Source organism: Actinacidiphila sp. bgisy167 (assembly GCF_057707665.1).
In genome coordinates this window covers 100,750-127,470 of record NZ_JBYIQP010000009.1, presented here as the reverse complement: position 1 = coordinate 127,470, position 26,721 = coordinate 100,750, and the positions used below count along the sequence as shown (strand labels likewise).

22 protein-coding genes and 1 tRNA gene are annotated in these 26,721 nt (G+C 72.5%); 17 read left to right on the top strand and 6 right to left on the bottom strand.

Annotated elements, in window-relative coordinates:
- Positions 1–52: 52 nt before the first annotated feature.
- Together AC3ET4_RS06050 and AC3ET4_RS06045 are read right to left on the bottom strand one after the other, a co-directional pair.
- Positions 53–961 carry a tRNA (adenine-N1)-methyltransferase gene (locus AC3ET4_RS06050; protein ID WP_431946682.1) on the bottom strand — a complete coding sequence of 303 codons (909 nt, stop codon included), beginning with the start codon at positions 959–961 and terminating at the stop codon, positions 53–55.
- Positions 962–1,092: 131 nt separating this feature from the next.
- Positions 1,093–2,322 carry a site-2 protease family protein gene (locus AC3ET4_RS06045; protein WP_431946680.1) on the bottom strand — a complete coding sequence of 410 codons (1,230 nt, stop codon included), beginning with the start codon at positions 2,320–2,322 and terminating at the stop codon, positions 1,093–1,095.
- A 96-nt stretch (positions 2,323–2,418) separates the two neighbouring features.
- Between AC3ET4_RS06045 and AC3ET4_RS06040 the strand changes: the two genes are divergently transcribed.
- Both AC3ET4_RS06040 and AC3ET4_RS06035 read left to right on the top strand, forming a co-directional pair.
- On the top strand, positions 2,419–3,270 hold the full coding sequence (locus AC3ET4_RS06040) for a RecB family exonuclease (protein WP_431946678.1): 852 nt from the start codon (positions 2,419–2,421) through the stop codon (positions 3,268–3,270).
- Between the two features lie 16 nt (positions 3,271–3,286).
- Positions 3,287–3,958, top strand: a complete 672-nt coding sequence (locus AC3ET4_RS06035) for a response regulator (RefSeq protein ID WP_431946676.1) — start codon at positions 3,287–3,289, stop codon at positions 3,956–3,958.
- Positions 3,959–4,136: 178 nt separating this feature from the next.
- Here the strand turns inward: AC3ET4_RS06035 and AC3ET4_RS06030 are convergent, their stop codons facing one another.
- From AC3ET4_RS06030 to metH, 3 genes are all read right to left on the bottom strand, one after another.
- On the bottom strand, positions 4,137–5,729 hold the full coding sequence (locus AC3ET4_RS06030; RefSeq protein ID WP_431946674.1) for an ABC transporter substrate-binding protein: 1,593 nt from the start codon (positions 5,727–5,729) through the stop codon (positions 4,137–4,139).
- 388 nt (positions 5,730–6,117) lie between these two features.
- Positions 6,118–6,819 (bottom strand): HAD family hydrolase, encoded by a 702-nt coding sequence (locus AC3ET4_RS06025; protein ID WP_431946672.1) that lies wholly within the window; start codon positions 6,817–6,819, stop codon positions 6,118–6,120.
- A 119-nt stretch (positions 6,820–6,938) separates the two neighbouring features.
- A complete protein-coding gene (gene metH, locus AC3ET4_RS06020; RefSeq protein ID WP_431946670.1) occupies positions 6,939–10,445 on the bottom strand; it encodes a methionine synthase in 3,507 nt (1,168 codons plus the stop codon).
- A 221-nt stretch (positions 10,446–10,666) separates the two neighbouring features.
- Here metH and AC3ET4_RS06015 point away from each other — a divergent pair, with 221 nt between their 5' ends.
- From AC3ET4_RS06015 to AC3ET4_RS05945, 15 genes are all read left to right on the top strand, one after another.
- Positions 10,667–11,431 carry an IclR family transcriptional regulator gene (locus AC3ET4_RS06015; protein ID WP_431946668.1) on the top strand — a complete coding sequence of 255 codons (765 nt, stop codon included), beginning with the start codon at positions 10,667–10,669 and terminating at the stop codon, positions 11,429–11,431.
- 241 nt (positions 11,432–11,672) lie between these two features.
- Complete coding sequence (locus AC3ET4_RS06010; RefSeq protein WP_431946666.1) at positions 11,673–12,455, top strand: MIP/aquaporin family protein; 783 nt, start codon at positions 11,673–11,675, stop codon at positions 12,453–12,455.
- A gap of 41 nt (positions 12,456–12,496) precedes the next feature.
- Positions 12,497–14,023, top strand: coding sequence for a glycerol kinase GlpK (gene glpK / locus AC3ET4_RS06005; protein ID WP_431946664.1), 1,527 nt, complete (start codon positions 12,497–12,499; stop codon positions 14,021–14,023).
- Between the two features lie 7 nt (positions 14,024–14,030).
- Positions 14,031–15,641: a glycerol-3-phosphate dehydrogenase/oxidase gene (locus tag AC3ET4_RS06000; RefSeq protein ID WP_431946662.1), complete on the top strand. Its 1,611-nt coding sequence runs from the start codon at positions 14,031–14,033 to the stop codon at positions 15,639–15,641.
- 666 nt (positions 15,642–16,307) lie between these two features.
- Entirely contained in the window at positions 16,308–16,694 is a 387-nt protein-coding gene (locus tag AC3ET4_RS05995) for a GntR family transcriptional regulator (RefSeq protein WP_431946660.1), read from the top strand.
- On the top strand, positions 16,691–17,608 hold the full coding sequence (locus tag AC3ET4_RS05990; protein ID WP_431946658.1) for an ABC transporter ATP-binding protein: 918 nt from the start codon (positions 16,691–16,693) through the stop codon (positions 17,606–17,608). The genes AC3ET4_RS05995 and AC3ET4_RS05990 overlap by 4 nt, the downstream gene beginning before the upstream one ends.
- Positions 17,605–18,564: an ABC transporter permease gene (locus AC3ET4_RS05985; RefSeq protein WP_431946656.1), complete on the top strand. Its 960-nt coding sequence runs from the start codon at positions 17,605–17,607 to the stop codon at positions 18,562–18,564. Before AC3ET4_RS05990 ends, AC3ET4_RS05985 begins: the two co-directional genes overlap by 4 nt.
- Positions 18,565–18,600: 36 nt before the next feature.
- On the top strand, positions 18,601–19,368 hold the full coding sequence (locus AC3ET4_RS05980) for a phosphorylase family protein (protein WP_431946654.1): 768 nt from the start codon (positions 18,601–18,603) through the stop codon (positions 19,366–19,368).
- Positions 19,365–20,684, top strand: coding sequence for an amidohydrolase (locus AC3ET4_RS05975; RefSeq protein WP_431946652.1), 1,320 nt, complete (start codon positions 19,365–19,367; stop codon positions 20,682–20,684). Before AC3ET4_RS05980 ends, AC3ET4_RS05975 begins: the two co-directional genes overlap by 4 nt.
- On the top strand, positions 20,681–21,304 hold the full coding sequence (locus AC3ET4_RS05970) for a sulfite oxidase-like oxidoreductase (protein ID WP_431946650.1): 624 nt from the start codon (positions 20,681–20,683) through the stop codon (positions 21,302–21,304). The genes AC3ET4_RS05975 and AC3ET4_RS05970 overlap by 4 nt, the downstream gene beginning before the upstream one ends.
- Positions 21,297–22,064 (top strand): ferredoxin reductase, encoded by a 768-nt coding sequence (locus tag AC3ET4_RS05965; protein WP_431946648.1) that lies wholly within the window; start codon positions 21,297–21,299, stop codon positions 22,062–22,064. The genes AC3ET4_RS05970 and AC3ET4_RS05965 overlap by 8 nt, the downstream gene beginning before the upstream one ends.
- Before the next feature lie 64 nt (positions 22,065–22,128).
- Positions 22,129–22,202, top strand: a tRNA-Pro gene (locus AC3ET4_RS05960).
- 164 nt (positions 22,203–22,366) lie between these two features.
- Entirely contained in the window at positions 22,367–23,038 is a 672-nt protein-coding gene (locus tag AC3ET4_RS05955; protein ID WP_431946646.1) for a FadR/GntR family transcriptional regulator, read from the top strand.
- Between the two features lie 107 nt (positions 23,039–23,145).
- Entirely contained in the window at positions 23,146–24,186 is a 1,041-nt protein-coding gene (locus tag AC3ET4_RS05950; RefSeq protein ID WP_431946644.1) for a glycoside hydrolase family 18 protein, read from the top strand.
- Positions 24,187–24,334: 148 nt separating this feature from the next.
- Complete coding sequence (locus AC3ET4_RS05945) at positions 24,335–25,273, top strand: PAC2 family protein (RefSeq protein ID WP_431946642.1); 939 nt, start codon at positions 24,335–24,337, stop codon at positions 25,271–25,273.
- A 201-nt stretch (positions 25,274–25,474) separates the two neighbouring features.
- Here AC3ET4_RS05945 and mshC read toward each other — a convergent pair whose 3' ends face one another.
- On the bottom strand, positions 25,475–26,704 hold the full coding sequence (mshC, locus tag AC3ET4_RS05940; RefSeq protein WP_431946641.1) for a cysteine--1-D-myo-inosityl 2-amino-2-deoxy-alpha-D-glucopyranoside ligase: 1,230 nt from the start codon (positions 26,702–26,704) through the stop codon (positions 25,475–25,477).
- Positions 26,705–26,721: the final 17 nt, after the last annotated feature.

The following is a 26,721-nucleotide window of genomic DNA, read 5'->3' as shown; positions in this document are numbered from 1 at the left end:
CCCCCCCCCCCCCCCCTCCCCCCCCCCCCCCCCCCCCTTCGGGGTCGGACGGTCACGCTGCGCCGCCGGCCGCCTTGCCGCCGCCGGGGCCGGTGTAGTCCTCGCCGTACGCGCCGGGCGCGGGGCGCCTGCGGCGTACGGGGGGCTCGACGCCGTCGGCGAGACGGCGGGCGGTGAGCAGGAAGCCGGTGTGCCCGATCATGCGGTGGTCGGGGCGTACGGCCAGGCCCTCGATGTGCCAGGTGCGCACCATCGTCTCCCAGGCGGACGGCTCGTTGAACGTGCCGTGCTCGCGGATCGCCTCGACCGTGCGGGCGAGCTGGGTGGTGGTGGCCACGTAGGCGCAGAGGATGCCGCCGGGGACCAGCGCCTTGGAGACGGCCTCGAGGCATTCCCAGGGGGCGAGCATGTCGAGGATGACGCGGTCGACGTCGGTGTCGCTGAGGTTGTCCTGCAGGTCGCCGACGGTGAGCTGCCAGGCGGGGTGGGGGCCGCCGAAGTAGCGTTCGACGTTCTGGGTGGCGATCTCGGCGAAGTCGGCGCGGCGCTCGTAGGAGTGGAGCATCCCCTGGTCTCCGACGGCGCGCAGCAAGAACATGCTGAGCGAACCGGAGCCGACGCCCGCCTCCACGACGCGTGCGCCGGGGAAGATGTCGGCCATCGACAGGATCTGCCCCGCGTCCTTGGGGTAGACCACGGCGGCGCCGCGGGGCATGGACAGGACGTAGTCGGGGAGCAGGGGGCGCAGCGCGAGATAGGCGACGTTTCCCGTGGTACGGACGACACTGCCCTCGGGGGCGCCGATCAGCTCGTCGTGGGGGAAGGAACCCTTGTGGGTGTGGAAGTTCTTCCCGGCTTCGAGCGTGAAGGTGTAGTGGCGTCCCTTGGGATCGGTGAGCTGGACCTGGTCCCCGACCTTGAAGGGCCCGCGACGGCGGGCGGCACCGGTCGGTTCGGACATGCGCACTAGCCTACCGTTGATTTTCCGGGGTTCGGTTCCCCTGCGGAGGAGGGGCCGGGCACGGCCGCCCTCTTTCGGTCCGCCCCGGAGGCGCCCCGCATCGCGGGGCGCCTCCGGGGCGGACCGGGCCGCTAGGAATGCCTGGCCATCGCGGCGAGGAAGGCCTTCTCCACGTCGGCGGTGGACAGGACGCCGTAGACCTCGCCGGAGTCCTCGATGACGAGGTACTCGGTGGCCGGGGTGGCGCGCAGGGTGTCCAGGAGGGCTTCGCCGGCGAGTCCCGCGGAGACCTTCATGCCGGGCTTGAGGTCCTGTGCGAGACCGGACACGGCGACCCAGGGGCGGCGGTGTTCGGGGACGCCGGCGATGGCGGACTCGCGGACGACGGCGGTGGGGGCTCCCCGGCCGTCGACGACGACGAGGGCTCGGGCGCCGGCCTCGTTGGCCCGGCGCAGGGCTTCGGACAGGGGGGTGTCGGAGGCGACGGGGAGGGCGCGCCGGGTGAGTGTGCGGGCCTGGAGTTCGGGGAGGTGCTCGCGCAGCCGTGCCATGCGCAGGCTGTTGCCGGCGCCGGTCCAGATGATGGCGGCGAGGATGGCCGCGAGCAGGGCGTCGGTGAGGGAGTCGAATCCGGTGGCGCCGTCGCCGCCTTCGTTCATGCCGCCGGCGTACGACAGCAGGGGCAGTCCGACGAGGACGGCGATGGCCAGGGCGCGGCCGGTCCAGGCGGCGGCCACGGTGCCGGTCATGGCCTTGCCGCTGATCTTCCAGATGACGGCGCGCAGCATGCGGCCGCCGTCGAGCGGCAGGCCGGGGAGCAGGTTGAAGGCGGCCACCAGCAGATTGCTGATCATGAGTCCGGCGAGCAGGACGCCGGGGACGGTGTCGGGTTCGACGCCGTACATGGCGAGGTAGAAGACGCCGGCGAGGACGAGGGAGAGCAGGGGGCCGACGAAGGCGAGGACGAATTCGCGCCCGGGGGTCTCGGACTCCTTCTCGATCTCGGAGACGCCGCCGAAGAACTGCAGCTGGATGCGGCGCACGGGCAGGTCGAAGCGGAGGGCGGCGATGGTGTGGGCGAGTTCGTGGACGAGCACCGAGGCGTAGAAGGCGACCGCGAAGAAGAGCGAGACGAGGTAGCGGGCGCTGCCGAGCTCGGGCAGGACGCGGTCGAGCTGGCCGCCGAACACCCACGTGATGAGGGCCGCGACGAGGAACCAGCTGGGTGCGACATAGACGGGTACGCCGAAGAAGCGGCCCATGAGGATGCCGCCGCCGGGCGCCGGGGGGCGCTGGGCGGGCCCGTCGCCGGGTCCGGGAGTCTGCTCGCCGCCCGGCGGCGGCTGCTGGCTCTCGCTCACTGGTTCCCCTCTGTCGCTGTTGCTCCGACGTCGATGGTATTGCCCGGTTGCGTGGACCCGACACCGGCTGTCGGTGCCACCCCGTAAGGTCCTGCCATGGGCACCAGCACTGAAGCCGTTCCTCCGAGGCCGCCGTCCTCCCTTTCGCCGTCGCGCGCGGCGGACTTCATGCGCTGCCCGCTGCTGTACCGGCTGCGGGTGATCGACAGGCTGCCGGAGAAGCCGAGTCCGGCCGCGACGCGCGGCACGGTGGTGCACGCGGTGCTGGAGCGCCTCTTCGACGTGCCGGCGGCGGAGCGGACGGCGGACCGGGCCCGGGCGATGGTGCCGGGGCAGTGGCAGCGGCTGCTGGAGGAGCGTCCGGAGCTTTCGGAGCTGTTCGCGGCGGCGGACGGGCCGGGGTTGGCGGAGTGGCTTGAGGAGGCGGCCCGGCTGGTCGAGCGGTGGTTCTCGCTGGAGGATCCGACGCGGCTGGAGCCGGCCGAGCGTGAGCTGTACGTGGAGACGGAGCTGGAGTCGGGGCTGACGCTGCGCGGTTACATCGACCGTCTGGACGTCGCGCCGGCCTCGGGCGACCTGCGGGTGGTGGACTACAAGACCGGCCGGGCGCCGCGGCCGGAGTACGCGGACGAGGCGCTGTTCCAGATGAAGTTCTACGCGCTGGTGCTGTGGCGGCTGCGGGGTGTGGTGCCGCGTCGGCTGCAGCTGGTCTACCTGGGCAGCGGCGAGGTGTTGACGTACGACCCGTCGGAGGGTGAGCTGCGGGCGGTGGCGCGGAAGCTGGAGGCGCTGTGGCAGGCGATCACGCAGGCCACTGCGTCGGGTGACTGGCGGCCGCGGCCGAGCCGGTTGTGCGACTGGTGCGACCATCGGGCGGTGTGCCCGTCGTTCGGGGGGACTCCCCCGCCGTATCCGCTGCCCCTGGTGAGCCAGAATGGGGAGTCCTGACGGCGAAGGAGATCTTGTGGCTATTCGCGTCCTGCTGGTGGACGACCAGCCGCTGCTGCGCACGGGCTTCCGGATGATCTTGGAGGCCGAGGGCGATCTGGCGGTGGTCGGCGAAGCCGGGGACGGCCAGCAGGCACTGGAGCAGGTGCGGGCGCTGCAGCCCGATGTGGTGCTGATGGACATCCGCATGCCGCGGATGGACGGGGTGGAGGCGACGCGCCGGATCACCGGGCCGGGCCGGGACGGACCGGCGAAGGTCCTGGTGCTGACCACGTTCGATCTCGACGAGTACGTGGTGGAGGCGCTGCGGGCGGGCGCCAGCGGCTTTCTGCTGAAGGACGCACCGGCGCACGAACTGGTGCAGGCGATACGGGTGGTCGCGGCGGGTGAGGCGATGCTGGCGCCGAGCATCACCCGGCGGCTGCTGGACAAGTACGCGGGGCGGTTGCCGTCGGGCGAGGAGTCGGTGCCGCAGGCGCTGCACACCTTGACCGATCGCGAGGTCGAGGTGCTGAAGCTGGTGGCGCGGGGCCTGTCGAACGCGGAGATCGCCGCGGAGTTGTTCGTGAGCGAGACGACGGTGAAGACCCATGTGGGCCATGTGCTGACGAAGCTGGCGCTGCGCGACCGGGTGCAGGCGGCGGTCTACGCCTACGAGAGCGGACTGGTGCGCCCCGGCGGGCAGTAGCGTCCCCGGGGCGTGCGTCGCGTCGCGTCGCATTGGCGCGTGCGTGTCCGGCTTGGGCGGCGCGGGCGGCGCTGGCCGTGCGGTTTCCGGGCCGATTCCTCTTCACGTCGTCGGGGCCGACCAGGCCGGCCAGGCCGGCCGGAACCGGGAGAACTCCCGAATCCGGCCGGCCGGTGGCTCACCCTGTCACGCCGCGGCCGATCTCCCAGAACTGGGCGCTGGAGGAGGTGTTGAGGAACCATTCGGCTCCCGTGACGCCGTCGCGGCTGGCCACGTACTGCTTGTCCTGGTAGAGCGGGATCATCGGGAGGTCACGCGAGAGGATGTCCTGCATCTGCGCGAAGTCCTTGTCCGTCTTGCTGCGGTCCGCGGACTGGCCGGTGGCCGGCAGAAGCGACTTCTTGATGGTCTCGCCCTTGTAGTTGAGGTCGAGGAACCCGTCGTCGGCGAAGAACGGCGCGATGTAGGTCTCGGGGTCCGGGAAGTCGGGGAGCCAGCTGAGCGAGTAGGCGGCGAACTTACCGGTGGTGGCGCCCTTCAGGAACTTCTTCCAGGTGATGGGCTGGAGCGTCACGTCGAACAGCCCGGTGCCCTCGAGCTGCTCCTTCAGGTGCTCCGCCTCCTCCTTGTCCGGGGTGGAGGGGTGCTCGGTCGGATAGGTCCAGGTGAACTTGACCGGGGTGCTGATGCCCGCGTCGGTGAGCACCTCGGCGGCCTTGGCGCGGTTGGGCTCGCCGTAGGCGTTGAAGTACGAGTTGGCGTGGCCGGTGATGCCGGTCGGGACGGCGCCGTACAGCGGGGTGGCGGTGCGGCGGGTCACGTCGCGGATGAGGCTGCCGCGGTCGAGGACCCGGGCGATGGCCTCGCGGACGGCCTCGGACTTCACCGACGGGTCCTCGACGTTGAAGAACATGTAGCGGACCGAGGCGCCCGTGGTCTCGGTCAGCTTGACCTCGTCCGCACCCGCCTCGAGCTGGCTGATCTGCTCAGGCGTCAGGGTGCGGTTGACCAGGTCGACGTCGCCCGCCTTGAGCGCCTTCAGCATGTCGGCGGCGGAGGAGAAGAAGCGCACCTCGACCTTGTCGTTGGCGCGCTTGCTGAACAGACCGGTGTAGTTGGGGTTGGCGCTGAGGACGGCCTTGCCGTCCTCCCACGAGTCCAGCTTGTACGGGCCGGAGCCCTCCATCTTCAGGCCCTTGAGCGGCTCGGTGGCGCTGTAGACCTCGCTGTCGACGATGGCCGCGGCCGGGGTCGCCAGCTTGTAGGGGAAGGTGGCGTCGGAGGTCTTGAGGTGGAAGACGACGGTCTTCGGGTCCGGGGCCTCGACACTGTCGATGTTCACCAGGAGGCTCGCCGGGCCGATGTCGCTGTTGATCTTCAGCACGCGGTCGATGGAGAACTTGACGTCCTCCGAGGTCAGCTCGTGGCCGTTGGCGAACTTCAGGCCGTCGCGCAGGGTGCAGCGGTAGGTCTCCGACTTGGTGTCGGAGAACTCGCAGGACCGGGCCGCGTCGGGCTCGGGGGTGGAGGAGCTGCGCGCGTAACCGAGCAGCATCTGGAAGGTGTTGTTGAAGAAGCTGTACGTGCCGCCGTCGTAGGCCGTGGCCGGGTCGAGGGGGGAAGGCTGGTCCTCGGACACCGCGATGGGGTCCGTCGTGCCGATGACGACCGCATCCCCGCCACCGCCGCCACCGGTCGAGCCACCGCATCCGGCGAGTACGGGCGCGGCGAGACCCAGCAGGGCCGGCAACACCAGCAGCTTGCGATTCATCCTCGTCGTTCTCCCTCTTCCGGCCTCCGGCCGCGCAGTGTTGAGCGGGGCGACCTTACCCGTAATTCGAGACGTGCCGACATTCCGGTGGACCGCCCACGAACACGGAGAAGTTGAGCCCGCGTCACGACGCGATAACAGGAAGAGCGCCGTCGATATCCGGGCAGCAGAACGAAGTGCGCGAGGGTTCCCCAATCCGGACACACCACCCCGACCGCACCGCCTCCCGGCGGCGAGGGACTCATGCGGAGCGTCCTGTCCATACCCGGGAACGTGAAAAACATCACGCCGCGAAGGTCTGCTCCGCAAGCAATTCGGCGGGCCGCGAGGCGTCACACAAAATAGCCGGGCAAACGCCCAGAGTTTCAGGTCGATTTGCAGGCGACGCTCAGTGAACGGGCATAATCAGAGAGCGCAGAAAAGGTACGTCGACCCGTTCCAGCGAGGGCACCACCGTCCGTCCCGGGGCCGGTTCGATCCCGGCGATGGAGGGGACGGCCACGATCCGGCAGCCTGCCGCCTCGGCGGCGGCGACCCCGGTGGGCGTGTCCTCGACGACCACGCATCGTGACGGGTCCGCGCCCAGCCGTGCGGCGGCCGTCAGGTAGGGGTCGGGGTGCGGCTTGGTCCGCTCGATCTCGTCGCCGGCGAGGGAGAAGGCGAAGTGGTGGCCGCCGAGGGAGAGCATGACGGCGTCGATGATGCGCCGGTGGGAGGCGGAGACCAGGGCGGTGGGCACGCCGTGCGCGGCCAGGTCGGTGAGCAGGCGCTGGGCGCCCGGCATCAGCGGCACGCCGCGGCCGATGAGCTCGACAAAGCGCAGGTTGATCAGGGTGGACAGTTCGGCGAGCGTGGCGTCCGTCCCGGTGACCGAGATGAGGTGCCCCAGGCTGCGGGTCATGGGCCCGCCGACGACGACCTCGCGGTGGGTGTCGTCCAGGACGTGGCCGAGCTCCGCGAAGACCTCGACCTCGGCGTTCCACCAGAAGCCCTCGGTGTCGACCAGCGTGCCGTCCATGTCCAGGAGCACGGCCTGCAGACCTGCCTCGGCGGCCGGCCGGATCTCGGTGGCGGGAATACCGCTCGTCATGCGCCCCACTCCTCTGCGTCCAGGGGGCACAAAGGCCGGTCGCCTCGCGCCCTGGTGGTGGGGGCGTGCGACCGGCCTGGTGCCGTATCGGGACCGTCCAGTGTACGACGTACGTCCGGCTACCGCGCGTTGAAGTACTTCGCCTCCGGGTGGTGGATGACGATCGCGTCGGTGGACTGCTCCGGATGCAGCTGGAACTCCTCCGAAAGGCGTACCCCGATCCGCTCGGGCTCCAGCAGCTCCGCGATCTTGGCCCGGTCCTCCAGGTCGGGGCAGGCGCCGTAGCCCAGCGAGAAGCGGGCGCCCCGGTACTTCAGGGCGAACATGTCCTCCATGGCGGCCGGGTCCTCCCCGGCGAAGCCGAGCTCGGCGCGGACCCGGGCGTGCCAGTACTCGGCGAGGGCCTCGGCGAGCTGGACGGACAGGCCGTGCAGTTCCAGGTAGTCGCGGTAGGCGTCGGCGGCGAAGAGCTCGTTGGCCGCTTCGGAGATCCGGTTGCCGACGGTGACGACCTGCAGTCCGACCACGTCGGTCTCGCCGGACTCCTCGGGCCGGAAGAAGTCCGCCAGGCACAGGCGGCGGCCGCGGCGCTGGCGCGGGAAGGTGAAGCGGGTCCGCTCGGTGCCGTCCTCGTGGAGGATGATCAGGTCGTCGCCCTTGGAGACGCAGGGGAAGTAGCCGTGGACGACGGCGGCCTCGAGGAGCCCCTCGCTCTGCAGGCGGTCCAGCAGCCCGCGCAGCCGCGGACGGCCCTCGGTCTCCGCCAGTTCCTCGTACGTCGGGCCGCCGGTACGGGCCTGCTTCAGCCCCCACTGGCCCTTGAAGAGGGCGCCCTCGTCCAGCCAGGACGCGTAGTCCTTGAGCGGGATGCCCTTGACGATACGGGAGCCCCAGAACGGCGGGGTGGGCACCGGGTTGTCGACGGCGACGTCGGAGCGGATCTGGCCCCGGTTCTCCTCGGGCTCCGGCACGACGCCCTGGCGGGCGGCCACACGCCGCTGCTTCAGCTCGGGGAGGGTGGCGCCGGGCACGCCGCGCTTGACGGCGATGAGGGCGTCCATCAGGCGCAGTCCCTCGAAGGCGTCGCGGGCGTAGCGGACCTCGCCCTGGTAGAGCTCGTGGAGATCCTGCTCGACGTAGGCCCGGGTGAGCGCGGCGCCGCCGAGGATGACGGGATAGCTGGCGGCGAGGCCGCGCTGGTTCAGCTCCTCCAGGTTCTCCTTCATGATCACCGTGGACTTCACCAGCAGGCCGGACATCCCGATGACGTCGGCGGAGTGCTCGTGCGCGGCGTCCAGGATCGCCGAGACGGGCTGCTTGATGCCGAGGTTGACGACGTTGTAGCCGTTGTTGGACAGGATGATGTCGACGAGGTTCTTGCCGATGTCGTGGACGTCGCCGCGGACGGTGGCCAGCACGATGGTGCCCTTGCCGGAGGCGTCGGACTTCTCCATGTGCGGTTCGAGGTGGGCGACCGCGGTCTTCATCACCTCGGCCGACTGCAGGACGAACGGCAGCTGCATCTGGCCGGAGCCGAACAGCTCGCCGACGACCTTCATACCCTCCAGCAGGGTGTCGTTGACGATGTCGAGGGCCGGCCGCGAGGCCAGGGCCTCGTCCAGGTCGGCCTCCAGCCCGTTCTTCTCGCCGTCGATGATGCGCCGCCGCAGGCGCTCCTCCAGCGGCAGCGCGGCCAGTTCCTCGGCGCGGCCGGCCTTGACGGACTTGGTGTCGACGCCCTCGAACAGCTCGAGGAAGCGCTGCAGCGGGTCGTAGCCCTCGCGGCGCCGGTCGTACACCAGGTCCAGGGCGACCTCCCGCTGCTCCTCGGGGATGCGCGCGATCGGTAGGATCTTGGCGGCGTGCACGATCGCCGAGTCCAGGCCGGCCGTGACGCACTCGTGCAGGAAGACCGAGTTCAGCACCATGCGGGCGGCCGGGTTGAGGCCGAAGGAGATGTTGGACAGGCCCAGTGTGGTCTGCACGTCCGGGTGGCGGCGCTTGAGCTCGCGGATCGCCTCGATGGTGGCGATGCCGTCCTTGCGGGACTCCTCCTGCCCCGTGGCGATGGTGAAGGTCAGGCAGTCGACGATGATGTCGCTCTCGGCGATGCCCCAGTTCCCGGTCAGGTCGGCGATGAGGCGTTCGGCCACGGCCACCTTGGTCTCGGGGGTGCGGGCCTGGCCCTCCTCGTCGATGGTGAGGGCGATCAGCGCCGCACCGTGTTCCACGGCGAGCCGGGCGGTGCGGGCGAAGCGGGAGTCGGGGCCGTCGCCGTCCTCGTAGTTGACGGAGTTGATCACGGCTCGGCCGCCGAGCTTCTCCAGGCCGGCACGGAGCACCTCGGGCTCGGTGGAGTCCAGCACGATCGGCAGGGTGGACGCGGTGGCCAGGCGTCCGGCGATCTCCTTCATGTCGGCGACGCCGTCCCGGCCGACGTAGTCGACACACAGGTCGAGCAGGTGGGCGCCCTCGCGGATCTGCTCGCGGGCCATCTCCACGCAGTCGTCCCAGCGGCCGTCCAGCATGGCCTCGCGGAACTTCTTGGAGCCGTTGGCGTTGGTGCGCTCGCCGATGGCCAGGTAGGAGGTGTCCTGGCGGAAGGGGACGGTCTGGTAGAGCGAGGAGGCGCCCGGCTCGGGGTGCGGCGTCCGGGGGGTGATCTCGCGGCCGCGGACGCGCTCGACGACCTGGCGCAGGTGCTCGGGGGTGGTGCCGCAGCAGCCGCCGACCAGGGAGAGACCGTACTCGCGGACGAAGGCTTCCTGTGCGTCGGCGAGGCCCTGCGGGTCGAGGGGGAAGTGGGCGCCGTCCTTGCCGAGGACGGGCAGTCCCGCGTTCGGCATGCAGGACAGGGCGACCCGCGCGTGGCGGGCGAGGTAGCGCAGGTGCTCGCTCATCTCAGCGGGGCCGGTGGAGCAGTTCAGGCCGATCGTGTCGATGCCGAGCGGCTCCAGCGCGGTGAGCGCGGCGCCGATCTCGGAGCCCAGCAGCATGGTGCCGGTGGTCTCCACGGCGACCTGGACGAAGAGCGGCAGGTCGAGTCCGGCCTCGGTGAGGGCCTGCTTGGTGCCGAGCACGGCGGCCTTGATCTGCAGCAGGTCCTGGCAGGTCTCGACGAGCAGGGCGTCGGCGCCGCCGGAGACGAGTCCGGCCGCGTTGCGCCGGAAGCCCTCCTGGAGTGCGGCGTAGTCGACGTGACCGAGCGTCGGCAGCTTGGTGCCGGGCCCGATGGAGCCGATGACCCAGCGCAGCCGGCCGTCCTCCGCGGAGAACTCGTCGGCGACCTCGCGGGCGATGCGGGCGCCGGCCTCGGACAGCTCGAAGATGCGGTCGGCGATGTCGTACTCGCCGAGGGCGGAGAGGTTGGCGCCGAAGGTGTTGGTCTCCACGCAGTCCACTCCGACGGCGAAGTACTCGCGGTGGACGGAGGCGACGATGTCGGGGCGGGAGACGTTGAGGATCTCGTTGCAGCCCTCGTGTCCCTGGAAGTCCTCCAGCGTGGGGTCCTGCGCCTGGAGCATCGTGCCCATCGCCCCGTCTGCGACGACCACCCGGGTGGCCAGGGCCTGACGCAGTGCTGCGGCGCGGGCACTGCTCGTGGACGGAAGGGACGGCTGGGCCATGGGTGTGCTCCCTGGAGTGCGACGGCTGTCGGCTTGGTGTGTGCCGGTCCTGCCGGTCCACACCAGGCCAGCGTAGCCGCGACCCCGGAATCCGCCGCGGGGCGTTCCGAGGGGCGGACGCCGGTGCCACACTCTCCTCTGGGATGATGACGGTCGGCATCGTCTGACATCGTTCAGCATTGTCGACTCTGCTCGCGATCGTTCCTAACGGAGGGGTGTTCATGCCAGGTCCCATCCAGTCGCTCGCCAGGGCGGCCGCGATCCTGCGCCTGCTGGCCGGCGGTGAGCGCAGGCTCGGCCTGTCGGACGTGGCCTCCTCCCTGGGTCTGGCGAAGGGCACCGCGCACGGCATCCTGCGCACGCTGCAGCAGGAGGGCTTCGTCGAGCAGGACCCGGTGTCCGGCCGCTACCAGCTGGGGGCCGAGCTGCTGCGGCTCGGCAACAGCTATCTGGACGTCCACGAGCTGCGGGCCCGCGCCCTGGTGTGGACCGACGACCTGGCGCGCTCCAGCGGCGAGGCCGTCTACCTGGGTGTGCTGCACCAGCAGGGGGTGCTCATCGTCCACCACGTCTTCCGCCCCGACGACAGCCGTCAGGTGCTGGAGGTCGGCGCCATGCACCCGCTGCACAGCAGCGCGCTGGGCAAGGTGCTGTCGGCCTTCGACCCGGTGGCGCACAGTGAGGTGACCGAGATGACGCGCGAGCCGCTGACCGCGCGCACCGTCACCGAGGACGCGGCCCTCGAGGGGGTGCTGGATCTGACGCGCGCCCGCGGCTGGGCCGCCGACCTGGAGGAGACCTGGGACGGCGTGGCCTCGATCGCCGCCCCCGTCCACGACCGGCACCGCATGCCCGTGGGGGCGGTGGCCGTCACCGGCGCGGTCGAACGGGTCTGCGTGGACGGGGAGATCCGGCCGCAGCTGGTCGCCGCGGTGCGGGACTGCGCCAGGGCGGTCTCCCGCGATTTGGGCGCCGGGCGCTTCTGACGCCGGCGGGACACGGTCCGGACACCGGGCCGGAGACCTTTCCGAAACCCGCCGAGCCCTTGACTGGCCCGTCCAGCAGGTGAACACTCACGTTCAACGGTCGACATTGTCGAACACCAGCCGACGGAGTCGGTAAGGTGATCGCCACCGTGGGACCGGCGAGTGCCTGGTGACAGGCCTGCGGACTCCGGAACGGGACCGGAGTCCGCCTTCCTCTGGACGAAGGACAAAGGAGTCGCGAGTGTCCAGCGACCACATCTTCATCGGCGAGACCATCGGTACCGCTGTACTGATCATCCTCGGCGGCGGCGTCTGCGCGGCTGTCACCCTCAAGAAGTCCAAGGCCCGCAACGCCGGCTGGGTGGCCATCGCCTTCGGCTGGGGCCTCGCGGTCCTGGCCGGCGCCTACATCTCCGGTTCCCTCTCCGGCGCCCAACTGAACCCCGCCGTCACGATCGGTCTCGCGATCGACAGCGGCGAGTGGAGCCAGGTCCCGGTGTACCTGGCCGGCCAGCTGCTCGGCGCGATGATCGGCGCGGTCCTGGTCTGGATCGCCTACTACGGCCAGTTCCAGGCCCACCTGACCGATGCCGAGATCACCGGCGGTCCCGGGGCGCAGGCCACCGCGGTGGCCGAGAAGCAGACCACGGGTCCCGGCCCGGTGCTGGGCGTCTTCTCCACCGGTCCCGAGATCCGCAACGTCGCGCAGAACCTCGCCACGGAGATCATCGGCACCTTCGTCCTGGTGCTGTTCATCCTCACCCTCGGCCTCACCAAGGGCCTCGCCGTCTCCGGTACCGGCACCCTGATGGTCGCCCTGGTCGTGGTCGGCATCGGCCTCTCGCTCGGCGGGCCGACCGGATACGCCATCAACCCCGCACGCGACCTCGGTCCCCGCATCGTGCACGCCCTGCTGCCGCTGCCGAACAAGGGCGGCTCCGACTGGCGCTACGCCTGGATACCCGTCGTCGGCCCGATCGTCGGTTCGGTCCTCGCGGCCGGCCTCTACAAGCTCGCTTTCTGAGCACGCAGCCCCCGACAACCCAAGGACCCGAGGAGCACACCGTGACCGACGCCCACACCGCAGGCCCGTTCATCGCGGCCATCGACCAGGGCACCACGTCCTCGCGCTGCATCATCTTCGACAAGGACGGCCGGATCGTCTCCGTCGGCCAGAAGGAGCACGAGCAGATCTTCCCCAAGCCGGGGTGGGTCGAGCACGACGCGGCCGAGATCTGGACGAACGTGCAGGAGGTCGTCGAGGAGGCCGTCCGCAAGGCCGGCATCACCTCCGCCGACGTCAAGGCGATCGGCATCACCAACCAGCGCGAGACCACCGTCCTGTGGGACAAGAACACCGGCGAGCCGGTGCACAACGCCCTGGTCTGGCAGGACACCCGTACCGACGTCCTGTGCAAGGAGCTCGGCCGCAACGTCGGGCAGGACCGTTTCCGCCGGGAGACCGGACTGCCGCTGGCGTCCTACTTCGCCGGGCCGAAGATCCGCTGGCTGCTCGACAACGTCGAGGGCCTGCGCGAGCGCGCCGAGGCCGGGGAGATCCTCTTCGGCACCATGGACAGCTGGGTGATCTGGAACCTCACCGGCGGTGTGAACGGCGGACGGCACGTCACCGACGTGACCAACGCCTCCCGCACCCTGCTGATGAACCTGCACACCCTCGACTGGGACGAGAAGATCCTCCAGTCGATGGAGGTCCCCGCGGCGGTGCTGCCGGAGATCCGCTCCTCGGCCGAGGTGTACGGCTCCGCCGCCTCCGGCGCCCTGGCCGGTGTGCCGGTCGCCTCCGCGCTCGGCGACCAGCAGGCGGCCCTGTTCGGCCAGACCTGCTACTCCGAGGGCGAGGCCAAGTCCACCTACGGCACCGGCACCTTCCTGCTGATGAACACCGGCGAGAAGCCGATCAACAGCTACAACGGCCTGATCACCACCGTCGGCTACCGCATCGGCGACCAGAAGCCGGTGTACGCACTGGAGGGCTCGATCGCGGTCACCGGTTCGCTGGTGCAGTGGATGCGCGACCAGATGGGCCTGATCAAGACCGCGGCCGAGATCGAGACCCTCGCCCTGTCCGTGGAGGACAACGGCGGCGCCTACTTCGTGCCCGCCTTCTCCGGTCTGTTCGCCCCGTACTGGCGCTCCGACGCCCGCGGTGTGATCGCCGGCCTCACCCGCTACGTCACCAAGGCCCACATCGCCCGCGCCGTGCTGGAGGCGACCGCCTGGCAGACCCGGGAGATCGTCGACGCCATGACCAAGGACTCGGGCGTGGAACTCACCGCGCTCAAGGTCGACGGCGGCATGACCGCGAACAACCTGCTGATGCAGACCCTCGCCGACTTCCTGGACGCCCCGGTCGTGCGCCCGCTGGTCGCCGAGACCACCTGCCTGGGCGCCGCCTACGCGGCCGGCCTCGCGGTGGGCTTCTGGCAGGACACCGACGAGCTGCGCGCCAACTGGCGCCGGGCCGCCGAGTGGACCCCCCGCATGGACGCCGAGGTCCGCGACCGCGAGTACAAGGACTGGCTCAAGGCCGTCGAGCGGACCATGGGCTGGATCGAAGAGGAGAAGTGAACCGATCATGAGCACCCCGCAGCACGTCCCGGCTCTCGGGACGCATCCGACCGCCGGCCGCAACCCGGGCCGCGCCGAGACCCGGGAACTGCTGAGAGGCGCCACCTACGACCTGCTGGTCATCGGCGGCGGCATCCTGGGCACCTCCGTGGCATGGCACGCCGCGCAGTCGGGGCTGCGGGTCGCGATGGTGGACGCCGGCGACTTCGCCGGCGCCACCAGCTCCGCCTCCTCCAAGCTCGTCCACGGCGGTCTGCGCTATCTGCAGACCGGCGCGGTCAAGCTGGTGGCGGAGAACCACATGGAACGGCGGGTGCTGGCCAGGGACGTGGCTCCGCACCTGGTCAACCCGCTCACCTTCCACCTGCCGGTCTACCGGGGCGGCCCGGTCGGCGCCGCCAAGCTCGGGGCGGGCGTCTTCGCCTACTCGGCGCTGTCCGCCTTCGGCGACGGGGTCGGCAGGGTGATATCCCCGGCGAGGGCGGCGGCCGTCAACCCCGCCCTGCGCACGGAGAACCTCAAGGCCGTCGCGGTCTACTACGACCACCAGATGAACGACTCCCGGATGGCCGTGATGACGGTGCGCGCCGCCGTCGAGGCGGGCGCCGTCGTCCTCAACCACGCCGAGGTCACCGGCCTGCGCTTCACCCGCGGCCGGGTCACCGGCGCCGATCTGAGGGACCGGCTGGACGGCACCGAGTTCGGCGTCGACGCGCGGCTGGTGCTCAACGCGACCGGCCCGTGGGTCGACCACCTGCGGCGCATGGAGGACAAGGACGCCGCCCCCAGCATCCGGCTGTCCAAGGGCGCCCACATCGTCCTCAAGCGCAAGGCCCCGTGGCGGGCCGCCATGGCGACCCCGATCGACAAGTACCGCATCACCTTCGCCCTGCCCTGGGAGGACCAGCTGCTGCTGGGCACCACCGACGAGGAGTACACCGGCGACCCTGCCGACGTGCGGGCCACCGAGGCGGACATCCGCCAGATCCTCGACGAGGCCGCCCACTCGGTGCGGGACGAGCACCTGTCCCGCGACCTGATCACCTATGCCTTCGCGGGCCTGCGGGTGCTGCCCGGCGGCCCCGGCGGCGTGGAGAAGGCGCGGCGCGAGACCGTCGTCACGGAGGGCAGCGGCGGCATGCTGTCGGTGGCGGGCGGCAAGTGGACGACGTACCGGCACATCGGCCGCACCGTCATGGCCAAGCTCGCCAAGCTCCCCGGCGGTCCGCTGAACGAGGACATGGAGCCGCTGGACCACCTGCCCAGGCGGGTCCCGCTGCCGGGCGTGGCCAACCCCAACGCCGTCGCCCACCGGCTCCTGGTGGACCGCGAGCCGGGCCGGCGCCTCGACCCGCTGACGGCGCGCCATCTGGCAACCCACTACGGCGCGCTGTCGTTCGACATCGCCCGGCTGGTCAACGAGGACCCGGCGCTCGGCGAGCGGATCCACCCGGACGGTCCGGAGATCTGGGCCCAGGTCGTGTACGCGCGCGACCACGAGTGGGCGCAGACGGCGGAGGACGTGCTGCGCCGTCGCACCACCCTGACGGTGCGCGGCCTGGACACCGAGGACGTACGGGCGCGGGTGGAGTCGCTGCTGGCCGACCGGCGCGACTGAGACACCGTCCCGCGGCCCGGGCGGCCGGGGTGGGCGCGCGTCCCGCGCTCACCCCGGCCACCCGGGCCTGCGGTGTTTCCGGCGGAGCGGCGGCGACCTGGCGGCCACGACGAGGTTCGCGGCACTTGCGGAGCCGGCGTCCCGGCGCGGTGGGTCGTGCGGGTGTACCGGCCCGGTTCAACACCTCACCGGCACACCCTCGGACGCTCGCCCATGAGCACGCGCCGGGTGCTCCCCCGTCCTCCGCGCCGGGCGGCGCGGGCGGCGCGGACGGCCGGGCACCGCATGCGTCGTGCGGCGCCGGGGGCGGCGCTGCGGCGCAGCAAGGGCGAAGCGGCCTTCCCCGGCCGGGATCCCTCGCGAAGAACCGCCCGAGAACTCGCCGCCGGCCCGGGGCGGCACTGCCGCGGCGTCCACACGATGCGTGCCGCGCAGGGTGGCCGCTTGCCCGGCAGGCTCCTCTGCGCCTCTGCCCGCCCGGCGGGCGGCTCCACCAGGGCGACGCGGGCTTCCTGCCCGGTCGGTGCACACCGCGTCTGTCCTGTGGCCCGTCTCGGCACCCGACACCGATGCGTCGCCGTCCGCCCGCTGACGCGGATGACTTGACAGTGCGTCATCCGAGGCCCCACCCTTTCACCACTTGCTTAGTGAAAGGGTGTTTTCCGCATGGTCGAGTTCCGTATCGACCGCCGCAGCGGTGTCGCCACGTACCTCCAGATCGTCCAGCAGACCAAGCAGGCGCTGCGGTTGGGGCTGCTGGAGCCCGGGGACCGGCTGCCCACGGCCCGCGAGGTCGTCGAGGCGACCGCCGTCAACCCCAACACCGTGCTCAAGGCGTACCGCGAGCTGGAGCGCGAGGGCTTGGTGGAGGCGCGCCGCGGTCTGGGCACCTTCGTCCGCAGGTCGCTGGGCGCCGGGCCGGCCGGCTCACCGCTCGCGGGTGAGCTGACCGACTGGATGCGCCGGGCGCGCACCGCCGGGCTGGACCGCGAGGACGCCGCCGCGTTGTTCCAGTCCGTGCTCGACCAGGAGTACTCCGAGGGGGAGAGATGACAAGGGAAGCGGCCGCCATCGAGGCGGCCGGACTCGGGATGCGCTACGCGAGGGGCCGGGAGCCCGTCCTCCGGGACTGTTCGTTCCGGCTGCCTGCCGGCCGGATCTGCGCGCTCGTCGGGCCCAACGGCGCGGGCAAGTCGACGCTGCTCGCGCTCGCCGCGGGCCTGCTGCGCCCCACCGAGGGGAAGCTTCGCGTGTGCGGCACGACGCCCGGGGCGGCCCGCCCCCGGCTCGCCTACGTCGCCCAGAACAAGCCGCTCCACCCGCAGCTCACCGTGGCGGCGACCCTGCGGCTCGGCGCCGAGCTCAACCCCGGCCGCTGGGACGGGGAGGCCGCCGAACGCGTGGCGTACGAAAGCGGCGGTCTCACGCCCGGTGCCCGCGTCCGCGCGCTCTCCGGCGGCCAGCGCACCCGCGTCGCACTCGCCCTGGCCCTGGGCAAGCGGGCCGAACTGCTGCTCCTGGACGAGCCGATGGCCGACCTCGACCCGCTCGCCCGCCACGAGCTGACCGGCGCCCTCATGGGCTCGGCGGCGGAGCACGGCACCACCGTGGTGTTGTCCTCGCACGTCCTCGCCGAACTGGACGGCGTCTGCGACCACCTGCTGCTGGTCGCCGACGGCCGGGTCCGGCTGGCCGGAGGCACCGACGACCTGCTGGCAGCGCACCGCCGGATCACCGGCACCGGGACGGACCTCGGCCCCCACACCGTCGTCGAGGAGCACCCCAACGGCCGGGGGCGCACCGCGCTCGTCCGCCCCGGTAGGCCGCTGGAGGGCGGCGACTGGCTGGTGGAGGAGCCCACGCTCGAGGAACTGGTCCTCGCCCATCTACGCAACACCGGGGTGCCTGCCCTGCTCACCGCCGACGCCACGCCCGCCCCCGTGTCCCCCCAGGAGGCCGCCGTATGACCGCCGTCGCCCCTCCCCCGCGCCCGCCCGCCCTGCGCGGCCTGCCCTGGTCGGTGGTGCGGCTGCATCGCGTGGCGCTGTGGTTGTGGATCGCCTTCGTCGCCGCCGGAGCGGGCTGGCTCCTGTGGGCCCTGTGGCTGACCGCGGGGTACGACCCCGCCTGCGCGCCGCGCTGCATCGACCGCGAGCCCTACAACGCCTTCATCCCCCTGCTCCTGCAGGGTCGCGTGATGGCGCTCCTTCCGCTCGCCGTCGCCGCGTTCGCGGGCGGCGCCCTGATCGGCCGGGAGATGGAGCGGGGCACGGCCGCGCTCGCCTGGACCCAGTCGGTCTCCCCGGCTCGCTGGCTCGCCGCCAAGCTGGCCGTCCCGGCGCTGCTGCTGACCGCGGGCACCGCAGGCCTGGCGCTGCTCTTCCGGTGGGTGTGGACCACGGGTCACCCGGAGGACCGTCCCCGGTGGTTCGAGAACGACGTCTTCCTCGCCACCGGCCCGGCCGGCCTCGCCCGTGTGCTTCTCGCCCTGGCCGTGGGGGCGCTGGCCGGGACGGTGGTGCGGCGCACGCTGAGCGGGATGGGACTGGCCTTCACCGCCACCCTGCTGACCACCGTCGCCCTCGCGCTGGCCCGGTCCCACCTGTGGCCGACGACCCGGTGGACCGGTTTCGAGGCGGCCCGCCTGCCCATCGGCTCGGACCGGATGGAGGTGGGCATCGTCACCGCCGGCGGGGAACTCGTGCCCGGGATCGAGTGCAACATGGACCGGCCGGGAGATCTCGAGCAGTGCCTGAGGGACAACGGGTGGACGGACGTCTACGCCGTGGGCCACCCCGCCTCGCACTACTGGCCGCTGCAGCTCGTCGAGACCGGCACCGTGCTGGCCCTCGCCGCCCTCGCCTGCTGGGCCTGCTTCGCGCTGCTCCGCCGCCGGACCGCCGAGGTCGGACCCGTAGGGTGATCGGCACAGCATCGTCCCGCCCGGCCCGGAGGCCCGATGACCCCCGACCAGCTGCCCATCTCCCGCATCCCGCGCACCGGACTGCCACCGTACGCGGTCGTCGTCGGCGACCCGGCGCGCGCGGCCGCGGTCGCCGCGCTGCTCACCGACCCGCGTGAGGTGTCGCACCACCGCGAGTACCGCACCTTCACCGGCGCCTGGAAGGGCACCCCTGTCGTGGTGTCCTCGCACGGAGTCGGCGCGCCGGGCGCGATGTGCCTGTTCCAGGAGCTGGCGGAGGCGGGGGTCCGGACCATCCTGCGCCTGGGCACGGCGGGCGCCATCCGCGCCGGGATAGGCGACGGCGACCTGGTGATCGCCGAGGCGGCGGTGCGGGACGACGGCGTGACCCAGCAGTTGCTGCCGCCGGAGTACCCGGCGTTCGCGGCGCCGGAGGCGGTGCTGGCGCTGCAGCGTGCGGCGCGGGCGGCCGGGGCGCCGCACCACCGGGGTGTGGTCTGGACGCGGGCGGCCTTCCAGCCGGGCTTCCTGCCGCTGCCCGGGGCCGCGTACGCGGCGGCCGGGATCGCCGCGATCGAGATGGAGCTGTCGGCGCTGCTGGTCCTGGCCTCGACCCGAGGCCTGGTCGCCGGCGGGGCGCTCATCGTCGACGGGGCCAACGCCGACGAGCTCGTCGACGTCGAGACCACCGGCGGCTACGACCCCCACCGGCGGGTGGTCGCCGAAGGGGTCGCCCGCGGCAGCCGGGTAACGTTGGACGCCTTGCATCTGCTGGCCACCGAGTACGGAAGCGACGAGAAGTGAGCGCTCAGGACGCCGATCTGCTGGTGCACGGCGGCGATGTGCTGACCGTCGACGCGTCGGGCACCGTCGTGCCGGGCGGCGCGGTCGCCGTGCGGGACGGCGAGATCGTCGCCGTCGGCCCGGCGGAGGAGGTGCGCGCGGCCCACCGCGCCGCCAAGGAGATCGACGCCTCGGGGTGCCTGGTGCTCCCCGGGCTGGTCAACACCCACACCCACCTGGCGATGACCCTGCTGCGAGGCTGCGCCGACGACGTCGACCTGCAGGAGTTCCTGGCCCGGGTCATCCCCCGCGAGGCCGAGCTGCTCTCGCCGCGGTCGGTGGCCGCGGGCGTGCGGGTGGCCGTGGCGGAGAGCGTACGTGCCGGCGTCACCACGGGCCTGGACATGTACTGGTTCCACGAGGCCGCCGAGCAGGCCGCACGGGCGGCGGGCTGGCGGCTGCTGGCCGGTCCGACGTTCATGGACGTGCCGGGGCCGCCGGACGGCCGTCCCTACGGCGACCGCATGGCGTGGGCCGCGGCGGACCTGGCCGCGCGCACCGCTCCGGCGCCGGGCACCCGTCCGGTGGTCTTCGCACACAGCGCCTACACCCTGGGCCCCGAGCAGCTCGTCGACATCTCCGCGCTCGCCCGCGAGCACGGCGCGCTGCTGCACATCCACGCGGCGGAGAACGCGGCCGAGGTCGCCATGGTGGTCGAGGCGCACGGCAAGCGGCCGGTCGAGCTGCTGGACTCGCTCGGTGTCCTCGGGCCCGACGTGCTGCTGGCGCACGCCGTGGACCTGACCGACGGCGAGATCGCGGCCCTGGCCAGGACCGGCACGTCGGTGGCGCACTGCCCGGTCTCCAACCTGAAGCTGGGCTGCGGCATCGCCCGCGTGCCGGATCTGCTGGCCGCCGGGGTCGCGGTCGGCCTCGGCACCGACGGCGTGGTGAGCTCCAACACCCTCGACGTCCTGGGCGCGGTGCGGGCCGCCGCGCTGGTCCACAAGGCCGGCGGCGACCCGACCGCCGTCGGCGCGGAGCAGGCGGTGCGGATGGCGACCATCGAGGCGGCCCGCGCGCTCGGCCTCGCCGACCACCTCGGCTCCCTGGAGCCGGGCAAGCGGGCCGACCTGGCCGTCCTGGACCTCGGCGGGCCGCACCTCGCGCCACGCCACGACCCCTGGTCGACGCTGGCGTACGCGGCCGCCGCGGCGGACGTACGGGACACCGTCGTCGACGGCCGGGTCCTCATGCGCGACCGGGTGCTGCTCACCCTCGACGAGGCGGCCGCGCTGCGGGAGCTCGAGGCGCTGGAGCTGGAGCACCCCGCATGAGCTCCGCCGTCGAACCCACCCGCGGTTTCACCGGGCGCGGCGCCGCCGGGGAGCGCGACCCGCGGCTGCCTCCCGGCCAGTACGACGCCCGCGACACCTGGCCGGTCCTCTCCGCCGAGGTCACGCCGACGATCGCGGCCGAGGACTGGACGCTGCGGGTGGACGGGCTGGTGGACCGCCCGCGCACCTGGGACTGGGACACGGCGCACTCCCTGCCCGCCTCCGAGTACCGGGGCGACATCCACTGCGTGACCGGCTGGTCCAAGTTCGGCATGCGCTTCGGCGGGGTGTCGGTCGACGCCTTCCTGGAGGCCGTGCGCCCCTCCCCCGCCGCCACCCACGTCGTCGCCTGGTCCCACACCGGCTACGCCGCCGATCTGCCGCTCGCCGACGTCACCGGCGGCCGCGCCTGGATCGCCTGGGAGTACGACGGCGCGCCGCTGCCCCCCGAGCACGGCGGCCCGGCCCGGCTGATCGTCCCGCACCTGTACTTCTGGAAGAGCGCCAAGTGGATCGCGGGCCTGCGCCTGCTCGACCACGACGAGTCGGGCTTCTGGGAGCAGCACGGCTACCACCCCCGGGGCAACCCCTGGCAGGAGCAGCGCTACGCCCATGACTGACCTCACCACCCCGGCCCCCGCACCCGTCCCGGCGTTCGTTCCGCCGACCCGCTTCGCCGTCCCCGGCCGGATCCCCGTCCCCGAGGCCGCGTCCTCGGTCTGGCGGCGCGCGGTGATCACGCAGATCCGGCCGGAGACCCCGCGCACGTCCACCTTCCGGCTGGCGGTGCCGGGCTGGGCGGGCCATCAGCCCGGCCAGTACGTGACGCTGCGCCTCACGGCCGCCGACGGCTACACGGCGCAGCGCAACTACTCGGTCGCCTCCGCCCCGGACTCCTCCGGCCACATCGAGCTGACCCTCGACCACGTGGTCGGCGGCGAGGTCTCCGGCCACCTGCACACCGTCGCCCGGCCCGGCGACACCGTCGAGGTCCGCGGCCCGCACAGCGGCTTCTTCGCCTGGAGCGGGGACCGTCCGGCGCTGCTGCTGGGTGCCGGGTCGGGCGTCGTCCCGCTGATGTCGATGGTGCGCCACCACCGGCTGCGCGGCCTGGACGTGCCGCTGCGGCTGATCGTCTCGGCCCGCACCCGTGAGGACCTGATCTACGCCGCCGAGTACGGGCCGGAGACGACCGTGCTGCTCACCCGTGCCGAGGGCCGTCTGACCGCCGCCCACCTGGCCCCGCACCTGTCGGATCCGCCCCGCGGCGGCTGGGAGGCGTACGTCTGCGGTGGCAACGGTTTCGCCGAGCACGCCTCGCGTCTGCTCGCGGACGGCGGGCAGCCGCTCGACCGGATCCGCATCGAGCGATTCGGCTGATCAGCGAGGTTCGGGTATCCTCCTCATTACGTGATCTTCCGGGGCGCCGCCCCGGGGGCCTCACCGGGACGTGGCGCAGCTTGGTAGCGCACTTGACTGGGGGTCAAGGGGTCGCAGGTTCAAATCCTGTCGTCCCGACGGTGATGTCGTGAGCCGCAAGGCCGTGTCCGCTGCTGCGGACACGGCCTTGCGGCGTTCTGGGGCCGAAGCGGTGGAGCGGGCCCTGCGACGAGGCCTCCCCGGAGGCGGCCGTGCGGGCATAATGGGCCGATACATCGGATGTCCGGGGAGGCGAGGGACTGATGTCGGTCACCGACGAGGCGATCGAGAAGATCAAGGACATGATCGTCTCCGGCGCGCTGCGCCCCGGCGACCGGCTCCCCAAGGAGAGCGAACTGGCCGCGGAGCTCGGGCTGTCGCGCAACTCCCTGCGCGAGGCGGTCCGCGCGCTGTCCCTGATCAGGATCCTCGACGTACGGCAGGGCGACGGCACCTACGTCACCAGCCTGGATCCGCAGCTGCTGCTGGAGGCGCTGAGCTTCGTGGTGGACTTCCACCGCGACGACACCGTCCTGGAGTTCCTCGCGGTGCGCCGCATCCTGGAGCCGGCGGCCACGGCGATGGCGGCGGCCCGCATATCCGAGTCCCGGCTCGACGCCCTGTCCGAGCAGCTGGACGCGCTGGGCGCGGCGCCCTCGGTGGAGGAACTGGTCGCCGGTGACCTGGAGTTCCACCGCGGCATCGTGCAGGCCTCGGGCAACTCGGTGCTGTGCTCGCTGCTGGACGGGCTGTCCGGGCCCACCACCCGGGCCCGGATCTGGCGCGGGCTGACCCAGGAGGACGCGGTCAGCCGGACCCTGCACGAGCACCGGGCGATCCTGGCGGCCCTGCGGGACCGGGACGCGGAGGCGGCGCGCTCCTGGGCGACGGTGCACGTCGCCAGCGTGGAGCAGTGGCTGCGCTCCACCCTCTGACATCCCCGGCGGCGCGCCCCGTATCCCCGGTGCCCCGCCCGCGGGCGAACCGTTCCGTGCCGGGGAGCGTCCGATCCTTCGTCTGTGTAATCGAGAAGAGGGATCGGATGAATCCACACCTCACGCTGCGCCTGCGCCGCCCCTCGGCCCGCACGCTGCGCCGCGCCGCGCTGCCGGCCGTCCTCGCCGTCCTGCTCCCGGTGCTCGCCGCCGGGCTCGCCCTGCGCCTGGAGTACGTCGGCGACCCCTCCGGCGCCGGCGCCGACCGGGGCCGGAACGCGGTGTGGCTCGGTCACGCGTGGGTGGACGGGGAACGGGGCAGCGCCGAGCTTGCCGAGCTGGCCCGTGAGGTGCGCGGCAGCGGCACCCGGGACCTGTATGTGCACACCGGGCCCCTGGAGTTCGACGGGCGCCTCGACGCCGGCCTCTACCCGGGCGCGCGGGACATGATCCGCCGACTGCACACCGCGCTGCCGGGGGTGCGCGTCCAGGCGTGGCTCGGCCAGGTCCTGTCGCACGACGGTTCCGAGGGGCTGCGCCTGGACGACCCGGCGACCCGCGCCCGCGTCGAGGCCGGCGCCGCCCAGGTCCTGGCGGCCGGCTTCGACGGGGTCCACCTGGATCTGGAGCCGATGTACTCCGACGACCGCGACTTCCTCACCCTGCTGGACTCGGTGCACCGGCTCACCGCCGCCCGGGGGGTTCCGCTGTCGGTCGCCACCCACCAGATCGACCCGCTGCCCTCCCTGCACACGGTCGGCGGCACGCTGTTCGGCCACCCGAAGTGGTGGTCGCAGCGCTACTTCGGCGAGGTGGCCCGGCGGGTCGACCAGGTCGCGATGATGACCTACGACACCGCCCTGCCCCTGGAGAGCCTCTACGGCGGCTACGTCGCCCAGCAGACGGCGCTGGCCCTGGAGGTGACCCCGGCGGACACGGACCTGCTCGTCGGCCTGCCCGGCTACCACACGGACAGCTGGGGCCACCACGCCGCGGCGGAGACCGTCGCGGCCGCCGTGCGCGGCGCCCGGCTGGGCCTCGCCCGGCAGGCGCCGGCCCGCGAGCGCTTCGGCCTCGCGCTGTACGTCGACTTCGCCGCCACCCCGGCGGACTGGGCCGCGTACCGCTCGGCCTGGAGTGGCGGATGACGACGCGTACGTCCGATGACGCGGGGGATCATCCCCTGTGAAGGCGGGGCGGCACCTGCCTCGCGAAGCCGTAGGCTGGTGCCGCACGCGAAGGAACGGCAGCCGGCGGGGGTGGACACGCCCCCTTCCGGCCGGAAGGAGGCGCTGGGTGATCGAGCTCGAGGGGGTTCCCGAGCTGATCGACCCGGTCATGGTGGCCGCGTTCGAGGGCTGGAACGATGCCGGGGACGCCGCCTCCGCCGCGGTCGGGCATCTGGACCGGGAGTTCAAGGGCGAGGTGTTCGCCGCGCTGGACGCCGAGGACTACTACGACTTCCAGGTCAACCGCCCCACGGTCTGGATGGACGGCAGCACACGGCGGATCACCTGGCCGACCACGCGGCTGTCGGTCATCCGCATCGAGACCCCCAAGCCACGCGACCTCGTCCTCGTACGGGGCATCGAGCCCAGCATGCGCTGGCGTTCGTTCTGCAACGAGATCCTGGGCTTCGCCCATGAGCTCGGCATCGAGATGGTGGTGGTCATGGGGGCGCTGCTCGGCGACACCCCGCACACCCGTCCGGTGCCGGTCACGGCCGTCACCTCCGACCCGGACCTGGCGACCGCACTCAGCCTGGAGGAGTCCCGCTACGAGGGCCCCACCGGCATCGTCGGCATCCTCCAGGAGGCCTGCACCCACGCAGGCATCCCGGCGGTCAGCCTGTGGGCGGCCGTGCCGCACTACGTGTCGCAGCCGCCGAACCCGAAGGCGACGCTGGCGCTGCTCAACCGTCTGGAGGACCTGCTCGACCTGCGCATCCCGCTCGGCGAGCTGCCGGAGGACGCGCGTGCCTGGCAGGTCGGCGTGGACCAACTGGCGGCCGAGGACAGCGAGGTCGCCGAGTACGTGCAGACGCTGGAGGAGGCCCGCGACACGGCGGAACTGCCGGAGGCCTCGGGGGAGGCCATCGCCCGCGAGTTCGAGCGCTACCTGCGGCGCCGCGACCCGCAGGCCGGTGAGTCCGACACGGGCCCCTACCTGCGGGACATGTCGCCGAAGCCCAAGGACGACCGGGACGAGAAGGAGGACGGCCCCGACGGGGAGTGACTCGGCGGGCCCATCCGGCCTCCTGCGGCCCACCAGCGCCATGCGGCCCACGGGCCCTTCCGGCCTGCCGGGGGCGGCCACGGCGAGGGCCCGGGACCTCGATGACGTCAGGAAAGCGAACGGCCCGGCCGCCGCCCCGCACGGGGACGGCGGCCGGGCCGCCCGTTTCCGCGGGAGCCTCCGGAAGGCTCCCGCGGCGCGTCAGAGCGCGACGCCGAGCAACGCGTCCACGGCGCGGGAGACCAGGCCGGGGGCGCCGGTGTCGCTGCCGCCCTCGGTCTCCTGCCGGGCGGCCCAGCGGTCCACGGCGGCGAGCGCGGCCGGGGCGTCCAGGTCGTCGGCGAGGGCCTCGCGAATCTCCTCGAGCAGCGCCTCCGCCGGCGGGCCGTCGGGCCGGGCGACGGCCGCGCGCCAGCGGGCCAGCCGCTCCACGGCGTCGGCGAGCACGGCGTCCGTCCACTCCCAGTCCGCGCGGTAGTGGTGGGCCAGCAGGCTGAGCCGTATGGCCGCCGGGTCCACCCCGTCGCGGCGCAGCCGGGAGACGAAGACGAGGTTGCCCTTGGACTTGGACATCTTCTCGCCGTCCAGCGCGACCATGCCGGCGTGCACATAGGCCTTCGCCATGGGGAACTCGCCGGTGAGTACCTGGGCGTGCGAAGCGCCCATCTCGTGGTGCGGGAAGGCGAGGTCGGAACCGCCGCCCTGCACGTCGAAACCCATGCCGAGGTGGTCGAGGGCGATGGCGACGCACTCGATGTGCCAGCCGGGACGTCCCCGGCCGAGGCTGCCGCCGTCCCAGCTGGGTTCCCCCTCGCGCGCGGCGAGCCACAGAACGGGGTCGAGGGGGTTCTTCTTGCCCGGGCGGTCCGGGTCGCCGCCGCGCTCGGCCGACAGGGCGCGCATCGCGGCCGCGTCCAGGTGGGAGACGCTGCCGAAGCGGGGGTCGGAGTCGACGTGGAAGTAGATGTCGCCGTCGAGTTCGTACGCTGCGCCGGCCTCGATCAGCCGCTCGACCAGCGGGACGATCCCCGGGATGGCCTCGACGGCGCCGATGTAGTGGGCCGGCGGCAGCATCCGCAGAGCGGTCATGTCCTCGCGGAACAGAGTGGTCTCGCGCTCGGCGAGGGCCGTCCAGTCCTCGCCGGTCTTGTCGGCCCGCTCCAGCAGCGGGTCGTCGACGTCCGTGACGTTCTGGACGTAGTGGACCTGGCGCTTCGTGTCGAGCCACACGCGCTGCACGAGGTCGAACGCGTTGTACGTGGCCGCGTGACCCATGTGGGTGGCGTCGTAGGGGGTGATGCCGCACACGTAGATGCGGGCTACCGGACCGGGGCTCAGGGTCACCGGGCCACCGGTCGCGGTGTCGTGGAGGCGGAGGTCGCGCCCTGTGCCCGGGAGGGCAGGGACGGCGGAAGCGGGCCAGGCATGCATGTCATGAGATTAACCGC

Bases quoted from the DNA above. Each gene is read 5' to 3' on its own strand.
- AC3ET4_RS06030 (WP_431946674.1), bottom strand. From the start codon at position 5,729: ATGAATCGCAAGCTGCTGGTGTTGCCGGCCCTGCTGGGTCTCGCCGCG.
- AC3ET4_RS05970 (WP_431946650.1), top strand. From the start codon at position 20,681: ATGAGCTCCGCCGTCGAACCCACCCGCGGTTTCACCGGGCGCGGCGCC.
- AC3ET4_RS05990 (WP_431946658.1), top strand. From the start codon at position 16,691: ATGACAAGGGAAGCGGCCGCCATCGAGGCGGCCGGACTCGGGATGCGC.
- AC3ET4_RS06050 (WP_431946682.1), bottom strand. From the start codon at position 961: ATGTCCGAACCGACCGGTGCCGCCCGCCGTCGCGGGCCCTTCAAGGTC.
- metH (WP_431946670.1), bottom strand. From the start codon at position 10,445: ATGGCCCAGCCGTCCCTTCCGTCCACGAGCAGTGCCCGCGCCGCAGCA.
- AC3ET4_RS05955 (WP_431946646.1), top strand. From the start codon at position 22,367: ATGTCGGTCACCGACGAGGCGATCGAGAAGATCAAGGACATGATCGTC.
- AC3ET4_RS06025 (WP_431946672.1), bottom strand. From the start codon at position 6,819: ATGACGAGCGGTATTCCCGCCACCGAGATCCGGCCGGCCGCCGAGGCA.
- AC3ET4_RS05985 (WP_431946656.1), top strand. From the start codon at position 17,605: ATGACCGCCGTCGCCCCTCCCCCGCGCCCGCCCGCCCTGCGCGGCCTG.
- AC3ET4_RS06015 (WP_431946668.1), top strand. From the start codon at position 10,667: ATGCCAGGTCCCATCCAGTCGCTCGCCAGGGCGGCCGCGATCCTGCGC.
- AC3ET4_RS05950 (WP_431946644.1), top strand. From the start codon at position 23,146: ATGAATCCACACCTCACGCTGCGCCTGCGCCGCCCCTCGGCCCGCACG.
- AC3ET4_RS06040 (WP_431946678.1), top strand. From the start codon at position 2,419: ATGGGCACCAGCACTGAAGCCGTTCCTCCGAGGCCGCCGTCCTCCCTT.
- AC3ET4_RS05980 (WP_431946654.1), top strand. From the start codon at position 18,601: ATGACCCCCGACCAGCTGCCCATCTCCCGCATCCCGCGCACCGGACTG.
- mshC (WP_431946641.1), bottom strand. From the start codon at position 26,704: ATGCATGCCTGGCCCGCTTCCGCCGTCCCTGCCCTCCCGGGCACAGGG.
- AC3ET4_RS05965 (WP_431946648.1), top strand. From the start codon at position 21,297: ATGACTGACCTCACCACCCCGGCCCCCGCACCCGTCCCGGCGTTCGTT.
- AC3ET4_RS06000 (WP_431946662.1), top strand. From the start codon at position 14,031: ATGAGCACCCCGCAGCACGTCCCGGCTCTCGGGACGCATCCGACCGCC.
- AC3ET4_RS05995 (WP_431946660.1), top strand. From the start codon at position 16,308: ATGGTCGAGTTCCGTATCGACCGCCGCAGCGGTGTCGCCACGTACCTC.